The sequence below is a fragment of the Pseudonocardia sp. NPDC046786 genome, assembly GCF_040645415.1.
Classification (GTDB): domain Bacteria; phylum Actinomycetota; class Actinomycetes; order Mycobacteriales; family Pseudonocardiaceae; genus Pseudonocardia; species Pseudonocardia kongjuensis.
The window spans coordinates 1-13,586 of sequence record NZ_JBEYYF010000027.1 but is presented as its reverse complement, the minus strand read 5'-3'; the positions used below and the strand labels follow the sequence as shown (position 1 = coordinate 13,586).

Below are 13,586 nucleotides of genomic sequence, written 5' to 3'. Positions count from 1 at the left end.
ACCCCGGCCCTTGACCTGTAGTGAGCTATAGCTCATAGCGTCATCGGTGCCGGGTGGAGAGGCCACCCGCCGAATCCCTGCGGGAGCAGTCATGACCCTGACCTCGAACAGCACGGCAGGCACCGGGACCGGCACCGACGATCCCGTCCGGGTCGCCGTCATCATCGGCAGCGTGCGCACCGGCCGGGCCGGGCCGACCGTCGCCCGCTGGTTCGCCGACACCGCCGGCGGACGGGACGACGTCGTCGTCGACGTCGTGGACCTGCTCGGGTCCGATCTCGCACCGCGGATGGATCGCGACCCCGATCCCGTCCTGGCCACACGGCTGGCCGGCGCGGACGCGTTCGCCGTGGTCACCCCGGAGTACAACCACTCCTATCCGGCCGGGCTGAAGATCGCGATCGACGCCTTCCACGCCGAATGGGCCGCCAAGCCGGTCGGGTTCGTCAGCTACGGGGGGCGCTCCGGCGGCGTCCGGGCGGTCGAGCACCTGCGGACGGTGTTCGTCGAGCTGCACGGTGCCCCGGTACGGGACTCGGTCAGCCTGCACGACTTCTGGACCCTGTTCGACGACGGCGGCAGCCTCACCGACGACGGTTCCGCCGCGGAGGCCGCGCGGGTGCTCACCGACCAGCTCGTGTGGTGGGGGCGGGCCCTGCGGGACGCCCGCTCCGGGCAAGGGGCCGTCGCCTGAACGGGCCCTGACCGGCGCCGGTGCGTCCGGCCGGGCCGGGTCCGCCCGGGTTCAGCGCGACGGCCGCGGGGCGAGACTCCGGCGACTCAGCGCGCGACCACCGACGCGACGGTGGCCTGCGGCGGCTCCGGCTCGGCCGCACACACCGGGCCGGGCCGCGGCACGAAGCGGCCGCCGGTCCCCCCGGGCGGCGCGACCCGGATCCCGCGGACCTCCCGGGGGTCGCAGTCCCGCGCCGGGTAGCTCTCGGTGGCGGTGACGCGCAGCGTCGCGGTGGCGGCCCGCCCGGGTTCGAGGCGGACCTGGGCACGGGGCCCGTCGATCGCGGCGCGCGCACCGACCGGGGTCCCCTCGTTGCCGGCGACGAAGGAGACGCCTGGATAGCCGTCGAGCACGCAGGCCGCGGGACCGGTGTTGCGGAACACCAGCTCCTGCACGCCCGCGTCGCCGTCCGGGCGGACCGGGGTGGCGGAGACGTCGAGCGTGTCGCCGGTGCACGGGCCGGCCGGCGCGGCCGGATCCGGCGCGGCCGGTGCGGCGATCTCCCCCGGGGGGATCGCCGGCTGCGGAGCCGCGGCGATGTTCGGGACGGCGCTCGGCGCGGGGGCGGGAGCGGAACAGCCCGCGGCCAGCGCCAGCAGTGCGATCGCGGCCCCCGACCTGCGCAGACCCGCCATCCCGCTCTCCGTCCCGTCGGACCTACAGGTTCATTGTGACCTCTGCCGCGACCGGCTCGTCACCCGGTCGGGATACCGGGGCCGTTGCGATGCATGTCGATATGATCGACACATCGTCGACGTCGTACCGCTCCCCCGCCCCGGCCGGTGACCGCCGCCCAGGTGCTCCTGCTGTTCGTCGCCGGGATCGGCGCGGGCCTGACCGGCGCGGTCGCCGGGCTGGCCTCGCTGTTCTCCTATCCCGCGCTGCTCGCCGTCGGGCTCCCGGCGACGACCGCGAACGTCACGAACACGGTCTGCATGCTGTTCCAGGGCGCGGGCTCGGTCGCCGGGTCGCGCCCGGAGCTGCGCGGGGCCGGGCCCCAGATCCGACGCTGGGTCGTTCCGGCACTGCTCGGTGGCGCGACCGGGGCCGGGCTGCTGCTGCTCACGCCGGAGGGCGGCTTCGAGCGGATCGTGCCGTTCCTGGTCGGCGGTGCGGCAGCACTGCTGCTGCGGCCACCGCGCCCGGCCGCGCCCCGCGAACCCGGCCCGGGCGTCGCCGCCGGGGTGTTCGCGGTCGCGGTCTACGCCGGCTACTTCGGCGCGGCCGCCGGGGTGTTGATGCTGGCGCTGCTCGCCACGCTGCCGGGTACCACGCTGCTGCGGGCCAACGGCCTGAAGAACGTCCTGAGCTGGGCTGCGAACGCCGTCGCCGCCGTCGGGTTCGCGCTGTTCGGCGACGTCGCCTGGGCGGCCGTGCCGGCCCTGGCGGCGGGCCTGCTGCTGGGCGCCCGGCTCGGTCCGCCGCTGGCGCGCCGGCTGCCCACCCGGGCGCTGCGAATCGCGATCGCCGCCGCCGGTCTCGGGCTGGCCGTCCGGCTCTTCGTCGACGGCTGGCTGTAGCCCGCTCGGGCGCCGGCGCGGGGTGCGCGGTCACACGCCGGTGGAGACCGACTCGTGCCACGGGATGACCAGCCGCTTGGCCGTCGTCACCGCGAGGTAGAGCAACGAGCCCAGCACCGCGAGCAACACGATCACCGCGAACAGCCGCGGTGCATCCAGGGCGTTCAGGCTGGATACGACCAGGAAGCCCAGGCCCGCACTACCGCCGAGGTACTCCCCGACGATCGCGCCGATCACCGAGAACACGATCGCCACCTCGGCGCCGGCGAAGACGTAGGGCAACGTGGAGGGCAGCTCCAGGTTCCGGAACGTCGCCCAGCGGCCCGCACCCAGACCGCGCATCACGTCGCGGTGTCCCCGCTCCACGGAGCGGACGCCCAGCATCACGTTGAGCATGATCGGGAAGAACGCCAGCAGCGCGGCCATGATGATCTTCGAGGTCGGGCCGAACCCGAACCAGATGACGAAGATCGGCACGAACGCGACCTTCGGCACGACCTGCAACGCCACCAGCGCAGGCTGGACGGCGCGTTGCAGCCAGACCACGCGGCCGAGCACCGCCCCGACCGTCACACCGGCGACCAACGCGATCCCGAACCCGGCGAGAACCTCGAACAGCGTGATCCCCACGTGCCCCCAGATCTCCGGGCCGGAGAACAGCTGCACCAGTGCCGAGGCCACCGCGGCCGGGGCGGGCAGGATGAACTCCGAGACGCCGACCACGGAGACCGCGAACTGCCACCCGCCGAGCAGCAACACCAGCATCAGCGGCCCGGAGACCCACGGCAGCCGGCGCATCCACACCGACTCCCCGTCCGGTCCCGCGCCACCGTCGGCGCCCGGGCCGGCCGCACCCGGCGGCCCCGCGCCGTCCGGGCCCGCCACATCCGGGCCGGCCGGGACCGTTCCGCGCGGCGCCCGCACGGCACCGGGACCGGCACGATCATCCGGCTCACCCGCGGCGGCGACCGCGGCAGTCGAACCGGCAGCGCCCGGACCTGCAGCACCCGAATCTGCCCCACCGGCACCCCGGCCCCGCTCCGGCACCTGCCCACCCCGCTCGACCGTCGTCATCGCGCCTCAGTCCTCCCGGTCCAGCTCGCGCCGCAGCTCCGCGACGATCTCCCCGAACTCCGGCTGCGACTCCACACCGGCCGATCGCGGCCGGGGCAGTCCCACCGGCACGATCGACCGGATCCGTCCGGGGCGGGGCGTCAGCAGCACCACCCGGTCGGCGAGGAACACCGCCTCCGGGATCGAGTGCGTCACGAACACCACGGTCGCCCCGGACACCGCGTGGATCTGCTGCAGCTCCAGGTTCATCCGGTCCCTGGTCAGCGCGTCCAGCGCGCCGAACGGCTCGTCCATCAGCAGCACCGACGGGTCGCAGGCCAGCGCCCGCGCGATCGCCGCCCGCTGCCGCATCCCGCCGGAGAGCTCGCGTGGGTAGGAGTCCTCGAACCCGGACAGCCCGACCGTCGCGCACAGCTCCAGCGCGCGGGCCCGCCGGGCCGCGCGTCCGGCCCCGCGCAGCTTCAGCGGGAGGCCCACGTTCTCGGCGACGGTGAACCACGGGAACAGGTTCGCCTCCTGGAAGACCAGGCCGAACTCGGCGAACACGGCGTCGTCGCGGCGTCCGGCCACCCACGCCGGGCGGCCGCCCGCCTCGACGGTGCCGGCCGAGGGCGCCAGCAGGCCGGACAGGATGCGCAGCAGCGTCGTCTTCCCGCAGCCCGACCGGCCGACCAGTGACACGAACTCGCCGCGGCCGACGTCGAGGTCGATCCCGGACAGCGCGTGCACCTCGCCGCGGCGGGTCGGGTAGATCTTGTCCACTCCGGACACCCGGATCCCGACCGCCCGGGACGCGAGGTCCCCCGCCGCGCGCGGTGCCGTCTCCTGCGTCATGTCCCTCTCCTCCTCGGGTCGAGCGCTCGCGGTGGTGGTCACGGTGTGGCCTCCGCCGCGGCGACGGAGCCGTCCAGCCAGTCGGCCGGGTCCAGGCCGGCCGGGAGCTGACCGATCCCGGCTATCTCGTCGTAGGTCGCCTGCCAGCGCTGCGGGGATATCCCGGTGGGCCCGTCGCCGGCGTTGTAGGACTCGACGTAGGCGGACAGCGCGGCCGTCGCCACCTGCGGGTCGGCCAGCGCGGGCACCTGGTACGCGGAGCCGATCAGCCGCATGGTCTCGGCGAACCCGTTCGCCTCGTCCTCGGTGATGAAGCGGGTGGCGTCGGCGATCGCGGCCAGGTAGCGGCGCAGCTTGTCCTTCTCGGCCGGGTCGTCCAGCATCGCGGCCGACGTCGCGTACACCTGGGAGCCGGCGGAGATCGCGTCGTTCGGGTCGTAGACGACGGCCTCGGGCCGGGTGGCGTCGAGCACCATCGCGGTGTCGAGGGAGACGATGAAGGCGTCCACCCGGCCGGCCTGCACCAGCTCGAAGACGCCCGGGCTGAGCCCGACGACCTGTCGGCGGACGTCCTCGGCCGGGATCCCGGCCGAGCCCGCGACCAGGTCCAGGGTGATGGAGCTGGTGCCGCCCTCGGACGGCGTGCCGACCAGCTTCCCGGCGAAGTCGGCGGCTTCGGTGACCGGCGCGCGCTCCGCGGAGATCATCCGGATCGGGCCGCGGTGCACCACCGAGCCGATCGCGACCAGCGGCGCACCCCGCTCCCCCGCCGCGACCATCGTCTCGATGTCGCCGATCCGGGAGATCTCGGCGGATCCGGCCAGCAGCGTCTGGATGGCGGGCGCGGAACCCTGGGTGGCCTCGAAGTTCACGTCCAGCCCGTGCTCGGCGAAGTGGCCGTTCGTGTCGGCGACCATCTCGGCTGCGTAGCCGAGCGACTCCATCGGCAGGATGTTCAGGAAGGTGATCTCATCAGGGCCGTCGGCGCCCCCGTCGCCGCCGGACCCGCCGCAGCCGGCGAGCACCAGCCCCGCGGCGAGCAGCGCGGCGGCCAGCCGGCCGGTGGTGGTGCGTGCCATCGGGGTACCTCCGTGGGTGGTGGGGAGCGTCATCCGGAGACCGCCCGGTTCAGCAGCTCGACGGTCCCGGCGGTCGCGTCCAGCCGAATCAGGTCGCCGGTGCGCAGCAGCCGGACCGGGTCGCCGTCCGGGTCGGCGAGTGCCGGGACCCGGGTGACGACGGCGCCGAGCGCGGCCTTCGTGGTGGTGACGGTGAAGATCATCCCGAGCGGTCCGGTGCCGAGTAGCCGGGTCGTCTGGAAGAAGCCGGACCAGCCCGAGGAGCCCTTCGCCCCGGGGAACACCAGGATCCGGCCGGTGAAGCACACCCCGGCCAGCGGATGCCGGGCCTCGATGATCGTGCCGGTTGCCGGATCGATGCCGCCCCAGCCGGAGATCGTGTCGGCCGACACCAGCGCCTCGCCCTCGACCACGCCGGGCACCACGGTCCGCCCGCGCAGCACCGTCCGCGCCGCGCTCACCGCAGCTCACCCCGCCAGCGGCCGGTGACGGCGGCGTCCACGCACTCCGCGGTGCTGCCGAACCAGGCCTCGATCCCGAGGATCGCGGGCAGGTAGTGGGCCTGCTTGGCGGAGTCGGTCGCGAACACCCGGGTGCCCTCCGGCGCGGCCCGCGACATCGCCGGGCAGGAGTCGGTGAGCACCCGCCCGCCGGCGCGTTCGATCACCGCGGTGTAGCCGGACCGCTCGGCGACCGCGGCCAGCGCACGCGGCGCCATGATCCACAGCTCGGTGCCCGGGTGCAGCCGGCGGCCGTCGAGCGCGCGGGCGGCGTCGCGGATCTGGTCCAGCGAGGCGTGCGGGCAGCCGAGCAGCACGAAGTCGACGTCCTCACTGCCGCCCTGGTCGTTGAGCCGCTCGTAGGTCGCCCGGCGTTCCGCTGCGCCGTAGACGATCGGCTCCGGGACTCCCGCCCCGCCGAACGCGGCCTCGGTCGTCGGCGCCTCCGGGGTGACGCCCGGTACGTGGTACATCTCCACCCCGCCGGACGACGCCGCGGCCGCCCCGAAGTGCTTGAGATCGGTCAGTTCGGGCAGCGCGTGGTCCCCGGTGACGACCGGCCGGGCCTCCTGCACCGCGTCGCCGGTGAAGTACCCGAGCAGGCCCCAGTCCAGGAACGTCGCGACCGGGGTGTCCACCCGGACCAGGTGGGTGCCGCGCCGGTGCTCGTCGTGGTGGTTGCCCCAGCAGGGCACCCGGCCGGTGAGGCTCGCCGCGCCGGTCGACGCGGTGCCCTCGCAGTTGGTGCGCGCGCCCAGCACGGCGTTCGCGTAGACCACCGCGGACGACTCCATCCACGCGCAGTGCTCGCCGCGCACCGGCAGGTTCCCCACCTGGTACGGGGTGCAGGTGGCGAGCACCGAGACGCCGCGCCCGCCGTAGAACACCTCGGCGTCGCTCTGCAGCGCGACGAACTCCGCCGGGTACGGCACGACGCCCGCCGCGTCCGGCCCGAACCCCTGCTGCAGCTGGCAGGTCGGGACCGCCATCGGCGGGATCGGCAGCGTCTCGTCGGCGTCCAGGTTGATCACCGAGAACGCCCGGTCCCAGCCACCCTCGGCGACCAGCCGGGCCTTCAGCGGCGACGGCTGGGTGGTCGTCCCGGCGACGTTGCGCACCGTGCACAGCCGCTCGGCGTCCAGCGCGGCCGCGTACCGGATCAGCAGGTCCATCGCCGCGGCGACGGCCGGGCCGTCCGCGCCGTCACGCATCCTGCGCTCGTCGTCGGTGAGGATCACGCCGCACCTGCCACTGTGGGTTCGCTCGTGCTGGGACTGGGCATCGTTGCCGGTCTCCTCGTGGTGGGACGGTGGGGCCGGATCAGTCGTCGACGTTCTCCCGGATGCGGCCGGTGAGCTCGGCGGCGTCCACGTCGTGCACGCTGCCGTCCGGGCCCGCCAGGTCGAGCGCGTGCGCGGCGGCGTGCCCCATCGCCGCGCACGGCCCCATCACCCGCACGCTGGACAGCGCCGCAGCATCGCCGTCGACGCAGCGGCCCGCGGCGAGCACGTTCGACGCGTCCGGCGGGGTCATCGAGCGCAGCGGCACGTAGTGCAGGTGGTCGGGGCCGAAGGTCTCCCAGACGTAGCCGTCCGGGGTGTCGTGCAGCTCGATCGGCCAGGCGGTGCGGGCGACCGAGTCCGGGAAGCGGGTGCCTGCCCGCACCTCGTCCACGGTCAGCTGGTGGGCCGCGGCCAGCCAGCGGGTCTGCCGCCGCCCGGGCAGGCCGTAGGAGCGCACCGTGGCCTTGCCGAACACCTCCGGGAACTCGGCCCGCAGGAACCCGACGACCCGGTCGGCCTGCGCCTTGCCCTCCAGCTGCGCGTCGGCCGCCGCGACCGGGTCCAGCGGCGCCTCGATGTGGGTCATGTTGAGCACCGCGGTACCCCGCCCGGGGAAGTAGAACGCCAGGCCGTCGCGGCGGCGCAGCCCGTACTCGGCGGCCTTCGCCGCGACCCGCCCGGCGAGCTCGGCGGGCTCGGGTGCGGCGTCGGTGTCCAGGTGTTCGACGACGAGCTGCTGGCTGCCGTAGATCTCGCGTTCCGGCAGCCGGCAGGCCAGCCCGGCCGACCAGCACAGCGCGGCGTCCCCGCTGGCGTCGACGAAGCCGGACGCGCGGACGTCGACCGATCCGTACCGGGTGGCGAACCGGGCGGCCTGCAGCCGGTCGCCGTCCCGCTCGACCCCGGTGAGGGTGGCGTTGGTGAGCACCCGGATGCCGTGCTCGCGGACGGTGTCCTCCACCCACCGGCCGAGCCGGACCTCGTCGTAGCCGACCGTCACCGTGTGCCCGACCCGGTAGAACAGGTCGCCGGCGGCCTCCAGGTCGGTGAAGATCCCGTCCAGGATCCCGTGGGTCAGCCTGCGGTGCTCCGGCGCGTTCCCGAACGCCCCGCAGAACAGCCCGATCAGCGAGTTGACCATCTGCCCGCCGAGCACCGGCGCGGCGTCGACCAGCACCACCCGCCGGCCCAGCCGGGCCGACTCGACGGCTGCCGACAGTCCGGCGATGCCGGAGCCGACCACGCAGACGTCGGTGGTCACGGCGTGCTCCGCCGGATCGCCGGCGCGGACCGGGGCGTCCCGGACGACGGTGCGCACCGGCAGGTCGGTCAGCGGATGAGGCATGGCCCACACGCTAGGCACGGCATGCGGGGCTCCGGAAATAGAGCTTCCGCCTGCGGATCATCGACCGGACGAATAGTTCCTGTTCAGCGCGTCGTCCCGACCTCTGCCGCGATCTCGACGACGACGTCGCGGAGCCAGCGGTGGGCCGGGTCGGCGTCGAGATCGGTGTGCCACCAGAGCCGCTCGGCGATCGGCCCCGGCTCACCGGGGCAGTCCAGCACGGCCAGCCCGAGCCGATCGGCGACCTGGCGGGCGAGCCGCTCCTGCAGCAGCGCCACCCGGTCGGTGCCGGCCACCAGGTAGGGCACCGACAGGTAGCTCTCGACCCGGACCCGGATGTCCGGTTCGAGCCCGAGCCGGTTCAGCTGCCGGGTCATCGGCGCGGCGGCGGACATGCCCCGGTCCGGCGCGAACGGCACCACCCACGGCATCGCGGCGAGCTCGTCGAGGGTGAGCTCGCCGGCCGCGGCGCTGGGGTGGCCGCGGTCGACGACGCACACCCAGCGGTCCGAGAACAGGCCGGTGGAGTTCAGCTCGGGCCGCTCGAACCGGACCGCGTGCGGGGCGAACATGCCGTCGATCAGCCGGATGGTCTCCCCGATGTCGGCGGAGAACGACTCGCGCACCAGGCGCAGGCGCAGCTCCACCCCGGGCGCCCGGGCGGCCAGCGCCGAGGACAGCGCCGGGCCGAGCACGGCGACCGTGTAGTCGGCGACGAGCAGGGTGAAGCCGCGCCGGGCCGTCGCCGGGTCGAACCGGTGCCCGGTGTCGAACAGCCGCTCCGCCGCCGAGCAGACGCCCTCGACCTGGTCGACCAGCTGGGACGCGAGCGGGGTGAGCACGTAGCCGCCGGGGCGGCGGGCGAGCAGCTCGTCGTCGAAGTGCCTGCGCAGCCGGGACAGCGCGGCGCTGGCGGCGGGCTGCGAGATCCCGATCCGGGCGGCGGCCCGGGTGACGTTGCGCTCCCGCAGCAGCTCACGGAGCGAGACGAGCAGGTTCAGGTCGAGATTGGCGAGCCGGGCGGTCGGGGCGCTGATCCGGGGGCTCGGGTCCACGAACCGCGGACGCTATCCGCGGCCGGTCGAAGCGTCAATCAGCCTGACATTCGCGGGCCGGGAACCCCCGGCCGGCGCGGCGCACCCGGGCCGCCGCCGGCGGTCAGCCGGCGCGGCGACCGGTCCACTGCGGTTCGACGCCGGCCCAGTCCAGCTCCCAGGCCCGGGCGAACCGGCCCGCGGTCCAGCGGAAGGCCAGGAACCCGGCGCCCAGCACGAGCACTCCCCACAGCAGGACGGTCATGAAACCGGCGCCGAAACCGACCGTGACGGCGTCCTCCGCGGTGGCCGGTGGCGTGGTCAGCGTCCCGCCGGGGCCGACCCAGACGGTGATCCGGTCGCCGACCTCGTGCAGGCCTGGGGTGGACGTCCGGTCAGTCCGCTCGGTCCCGTCCGGTGCGGTCCACCGGACGGTCACGGCCTGCATCCCGGCCTGCAGGTCGCCGATCGGCGCGGCCCGCTCGGTGATCACGGCCTCGGTCGCCGCCCGCTCCGAGTGCTCCGCGGCGCCGCGCTCGGCGACGGCCCCGTAGGCCGCCGTCCCGACCAGCCAGGCCAGCACCAGGCCGATCGCGACCAGCAGGCCCAGACCGACCGAGAGCAGGTCCTCCCAGCGGGCGGCGCTGCGCCGCAGCCGGTCGGCCGGGCCGGGCGCCGGGCGCGCCCCGGACCGCCCGTGGTCGTCCGCTGTACGCATCGCTTCTCCTCGCCGGGATCTCCTGGTCCGCCGGTCCGTCACGGCCCACGGTGCTGGCCGGTGCACCGAGAAGTACCCGTGATGCGCTGCCACGACAGCCGGTCGGGACGAGGATCACTGGTGAAACGGTGCACAGCGGGGCCGGTCAGCCCGCCGGTGCCGCGGCCGCCGGCCGGTCGGCGGCCGGATCCGCACCGGCCGTGGCGGGGGTCAGCACGACGACCGGGCAGCGGGCGTGCTGCAGGCAGGCGGCGCTGACCGAGCCGAGCAGCATCCGGCCGAGCCGTCCGCGGCCGTGGCTGCCGACGACGAGCATCGCGGCGGCGTCGGCCGCCCGGCACAGCTCGGCGGCCACCGGCCCCTCCCGGAGCTCGGCGACGACCGGACCGCCGGACACGTCGGCGGCCAGCGCGGCCCGTTCCGCGGACCGCAGCCCGGCGAGCGGCGCGTCCACCGGCAGCGGCGCCGGGTCCCAGACCCGGACCGCCCGGACCGTCCGCCCGGTCCGGGCCGCCTCGGCCACCGCCCAGCGCAACGCGGCCCGGCCGGAGGCCGACCCGTCGACGCCGACCACCACCGGGCCGGTGCCGCCGGGCGCGGCGCCGGGAGCGGTCCGCGGGTGCGGCAGGTCGGTGACGGCCGTGCGGGTCTCGGCGGGTACGAAACGGCCACCGGTGCCGGGCGGGACGGGTGCGACCAGCACCGGGATCCCGGCGTGCTCGACGACCGCCGACGCCGTGCTCCCGAGCAGGTCGGCCCGCCCGGTCGAGCGGGCCCCGAGCACCAGCAGGTCGCAGCCGTCCGCGCCCTCGACCAGCGCGACCGCCACCGCCCGCCCGATCCGCCCCGGCACGGCCGGCGGGGCCGGGACGATCACCCGGCGCACGACGGCGGGATCGTCCGGGCCGGGTGCGTCGCCGACCGTGACGGTCACGACGGGACGGCCGGGGAGCACCCGGTGCACCAGTGCGAGTGCCGCGTGGGCGCCGGGCGAGCCGTCCCAGCCGACGGCGATCTCGTTCCCGGCCCGCGCGCGCGGACGCCGACCGCCGTCGCCGCCGTCGCCGCTGTCGTTCATGGCCCGCTCCCGTCCGTGTGGTTCCCGGCCACCGTGGCCGGTCCGGCGGCGCGGCACAGCGGCCCGACGGCCCGTGCGGCGGGGGACCTCCGGCCCGCGCCGGACGGCCCGGGCCGTTCCGCCCTGGCCCGGTGGCACCGGTGCGCGCAGGCTGCGCGCACCACCAGCCACCGGGAGGACACCATGACCGCATCCACCAGCTCCGGCACCGTCGTCGTCGACTACTCCGGTGTGCGGATCGGCATCGCCGACGAGCGCAGCGACGTCCGCGACTTCGGCGGCGTCCGGATCGGCTCGGTCGGCGACGACGGCGTCGTCCGCGATCCCGGGAACGTCGTGCTCGGCCACGTCGAGGGCCGCTGAGTCGAGGGCCGCTGATCCGGCGCACCGCAACGGGACCGGGAACGGAACGGGCCCCGGGGGATGTCCCCCGGGGCCCGGCCGTGTGGTGGGAGCGTCAGCTCGTGCTCGCCGCCCGCCGCGGCAGCACCCAGTTCGGCCGCGGGAAGTGGCAAGTGTAGCCGTACGGGTACTTCTGCAGGTAGTCCTGGTGCTCCGGCTCGGCCTCCCAGAAGTCGCCGGCCGGCTCGACGTCGGTGCTCGCCCGCCCGGGCCACAGCCCGGAGGCGTCGACGTCGGCGATCGTGTCCAGGGCGACCCGGCGCTGCTCGTCGTCGGTGTAGAAGATCGCCGAGCGGTAGCTGCGGCCGATGTCGTTGCCCTGCCGGTCCTTCGTCGACGGGTCGTGGATCTGGAAGAAGAACTCCAGGATCTCCCGGTAGCTGATCTGCTCCGGGTCGAAGACGACCTCGACGGCCTCGGCGTGGTCGCCGTGGCGGCGGTACGTCGCGTTCGGCGTGTTCGGGTCGCCGGAGTAGCCGACCCGGGTGGAGACGACGCCCGGCCGCTTGCGGAGCAGCTCCTGCACTCCCCAGAAGCAGCCGCCTGCCAGGATCGCGGTCTCGGTCATCTCACGGCCTCCTGTCTCGGGTTCGCCCCGTACAACAGTACGTCCGCACCGGATGTTCCGTCGCGCACGACGTGGGGGACCTTCGCCCCTGGGTGCGGCGCACCGGCCGACGGACGCTGGGTGCGGCGACCCGCGATCCTCCTCCGGGCCGGGTCGCCCGGGCCGGCCCGCCTGCGTCGAGCCACCGCCCCCGACCCGGCGCGGGGCAGGCCGGCCCGACAGCGGACACCTCCCAGCTCATGCACAGCGTCGGGTGCCATGATCGGCCGGTCGCACAGCACCCGGGGGACGTCGATGGCAACCGGCACGGTAGGCACGTCGCAGGAGCGCGGTCTCAGCGCCGCACAGGTCGCCGAGCAGCGCCGCGCCGGGCGGGTCAACACCCCGGTGACCGGCGGCTCGCGCAGCTACACCTCGATCCTGCGGACGAACGTCTTCTCGTTCTACAACTCGATCCTGTTCTCGATCGGCGCGATCCTGCTGGTACTGGGCCGGTACAACGACGCGCTGATCAGCGTCGGCCTCGGCCTGATCAACGCCGTGGTGGGCGCGGTCCAGGAGGCCAGGGCGAAGCGCCAGCTCGACAACCTGCAACTGCTCGACGAGGCCGACGTCGCCGTCGTCCGGGACGGTCACGAGATCCGGATCCCGGCCACCGACGTCGTCGCGGGCGACAACCTGGTGGTCCGGGCGGGTGACCAGATCGTCGTCGACGGGCCGGTGCTGGCCGGGCACGCGGAGGCCGACGAGTCGCTGCTGACCGGTGAGTCCGAGCCGGTCCCGAAGGCGGTCGGTGACGTGCTGCGCTCCGGCAGCCACTGCATCGCCGGGGAGGCGCGGCAGCGGGCCGACGGCGTCGGTGCCGACTCCTACGCGGGCCGGCTCACCCTGGACGCCCGCCGCGCCACCACCGATGCCACCCCGCTGCAGCGCCGGATCGACTTCGTGGTCCGCCTGACGATGGCGCTGGTCGTGCTGATGAGCGGCGCGATCCTGGCGCAGGCGTTCCTGGAGGGCTTCTCGCTGCTGCGGGTCGTCCAGATCACCGCGGTGCTGTCCGGGCTGGTGCCCTACGGCCTGTTCTTCCTGATCGCGGTCGCCTACACCCGCGGTGCCGCCCGGATCGCCGGGCAGGGGGCGCTGGTGCAGCAGGTGAACGCCGTCGAGTCGGTGACCCACGTCGACGTCGTGTGCACCGACAAGACCGGCACGCTCACCACCGGGGCGCTGCGCCTCGACGAGCTCGCACCGCTCGGCCCGGCCGATCCGGAGCAGCCGCTGGCCCGGTTCGCGGCGGCGGTCTCCGATCCGAACCTCACCTCGGCCGCGCTGGCCGGGGCGCTCCCGGGGAGCCCGTGGGAGCTGCGCGACGAGATCGCGTTCACCTCGTCGCTGCGCTGGTCGGGGCAGGTCAC

At 75.0% G+C, this 13,586-nt stretch carries 15 protein-coding genes; 4 read left to right on the top strand and 11 right to left on the bottom strand.

Annotated features, from left to right (window positions below; genetic code table 11):
* Positions 1-91: 91 nt before the first annotated feature.
* Positions 92-694 carry an NAD(P)H-dependent oxidoreductase gene (locus ABZ881_RS26000; RefSeq protein WP_358488225.1) on the top strand — a complete coding sequence of 201 codons (603 nt, stop codon included), beginning with the start codon at positions 92-94 and terminating at the stop codon, positions 692-694.
* A gap of 86 nt (positions 695-780) precedes the next feature.
* Here ABZ881_RS26000 and ABZ881_RS25995 read toward each other — a convergent pair whose 3' ends face one another.
* Complete coding sequence (locus ABZ881_RS25995; RefSeq protein WP_358488224.1) at positions 781-1,371, bottom strand: DUF4232 domain-containing protein; 591 nt, start codon at positions 1,369-1,371, stop codon at positions 781-783.
* A gap of 147 nt (positions 1,372-1,518) precedes the next feature.
* Here ABZ881_RS25995 and ABZ881_RS25990 point away from each other — a divergent pair, with 147 nt between their 5' ends.
* The gene (locus tag ABZ881_RS25990; RefSeq protein ID WP_358488223.1) at positions 1,519-2,256 is read left to right on the top strand and encodes a sulfite exporter TauE/SafE family protein; all 738 of its coding nucleotides are present in this window, start codon (positions 1,519-1,521) and stop codon (positions 2,254-2,256) included.
* A gap of 30 nt (positions 2,257-2,286) precedes the next feature.
* Here ABZ881_RS25990 and ABZ881_RS25985 read toward each other — a convergent pair whose 3' ends face one another.
* The 9 genes from ABZ881_RS25985 to ABZ881_RS25945 all read right to left on the bottom strand — a co-directional run bounded on the left by ABZ881_RS25985 (position 2,287) and on the right by ABZ881_RS25945 (position 11,201).
* A complete protein-coding gene (locus tag ABZ881_RS25985) occupies positions 2,287-3,054 on the bottom strand; it encodes an ABC transporter permease (RefSeq protein ID WP_358488222.1) in 768 nt (255 codons plus the stop codon).
* Positions 3,055-3,336: 282 nt separating this feature from the next.
* A complete protein-coding gene (locus ABZ881_RS25980) occupies positions 3,337-4,164 on the bottom strand; it encodes an ABC transporter ATP-binding protein (RefSeq protein WP_344017572.1) in 828 nt (275 codons plus the stop codon).
* A gap of 38 nt (positions 4,165-4,202) precedes the next feature.
* Positions 4,203-5,243 carry an ABC transporter substrate-binding protein gene (locus ABZ881_RS25975; RefSeq protein WP_358488221.1) on the bottom strand — a complete coding sequence of 347 codons (1,041 nt, stop codon included), beginning with the start codon at positions 5,241-5,243 and terminating at the stop codon, positions 4,203-4,205.
* A 29-nt stretch (positions 5,244-5,272) separates the two neighbouring features.
* The gene (locus tag ABZ881_RS25970) at positions 5,273-5,704 is read right to left on the bottom strand and encodes a DUF126 domain-containing protein (protein ID WP_358488220.1); all 432 of its coding nucleotides are present in this window, start codon (positions 5,702-5,704) and stop codon (positions 5,273-5,275) included.
* A complete protein-coding gene (locus ABZ881_RS25965; protein ID WP_358488219.1) occupies positions 5,701-6,981 on the bottom strand; it encodes an aconitase X catalytic domain-containing protein in 1,281 nt (426 codons plus the stop codon). The genes ABZ881_RS25970 and ABZ881_RS25965 overlap by 4 nt, the downstream gene beginning before the upstream one ends.
* A gap of 82 nt (positions 6,982-7,063) precedes the next feature.
* Positions 7,064-8,371 (bottom strand): FAD-dependent oxidoreductase, encoded by a 1,308-nt coding sequence (locus ABZ881_RS25960; RefSeq protein WP_358488218.1) that lies wholly within the window; start codon positions 8,369-8,371, stop codon positions 7,064-7,066.
* Between the two features lie 83 nt (positions 8,372-8,454).
* Entirely contained in the window at positions 8,455-9,426 is a 972-nt protein-coding gene (locus ABZ881_RS25955; protein WP_358488217.1) for a LysR family transcriptional regulator, read from the bottom strand.
* Between the two features lie 103 nt (positions 9,427-9,529).
* Positions 9,530-10,123, bottom strand: a complete 594-nt coding sequence (locus ABZ881_RS25950) for a hypothetical protein (RefSeq protein WP_344017565.1) — start codon at positions 10,121-10,123, stop codon at positions 9,530-9,532.
* Positions 10,124-10,268: 145 nt separating this feature from the next.
* Complete coding sequence (locus ABZ881_RS25945; protein WP_358488216.1) at positions 10,269-11,201, bottom strand: universal stress protein; 933 nt, start codon at positions 11,199-11,201, stop codon at positions 10,269-10,271.
* A 183-nt stretch (positions 11,202-11,384) separates the two neighbouring features.
* On the opposite strand from ABZ881_RS25945, the gene ABZ881_RS25940 reads away from it, so the two are divergent.
* Entirely contained in the window at positions 11,385-11,564 is a 180-nt protein-coding gene (locus ABZ881_RS25940; protein WP_358488215.1) for a hypothetical protein, read from the top strand.
* A 94-nt stretch (positions 11,565-11,658) separates the two neighbouring features.
* On the opposite strand, the gene msrA is transcribed toward ABZ881_RS25940, so the two are convergent.
* A complete protein-coding gene (msrA, locus tag ABZ881_RS25935; protein ID WP_358488214.1) occupies positions 11,659-12,171 on the bottom strand; it encodes a peptide-methionine (S)-S-oxide reductase MsrA in 513 nt (170 codons plus the stop codon).
* 294 nt (positions 12,172-12,465) lie between these two features.
* Here msrA and ABZ881_RS25930 point away from each other — a divergent pair.
* Positions 12,466-13,586 (top strand): HAD-IC family P-type ATPase (locus ABZ881_RS25930; protein ID WP_358488213.1); only part of this gene is annotated, 1,121 nt, incomplete at its 3' end.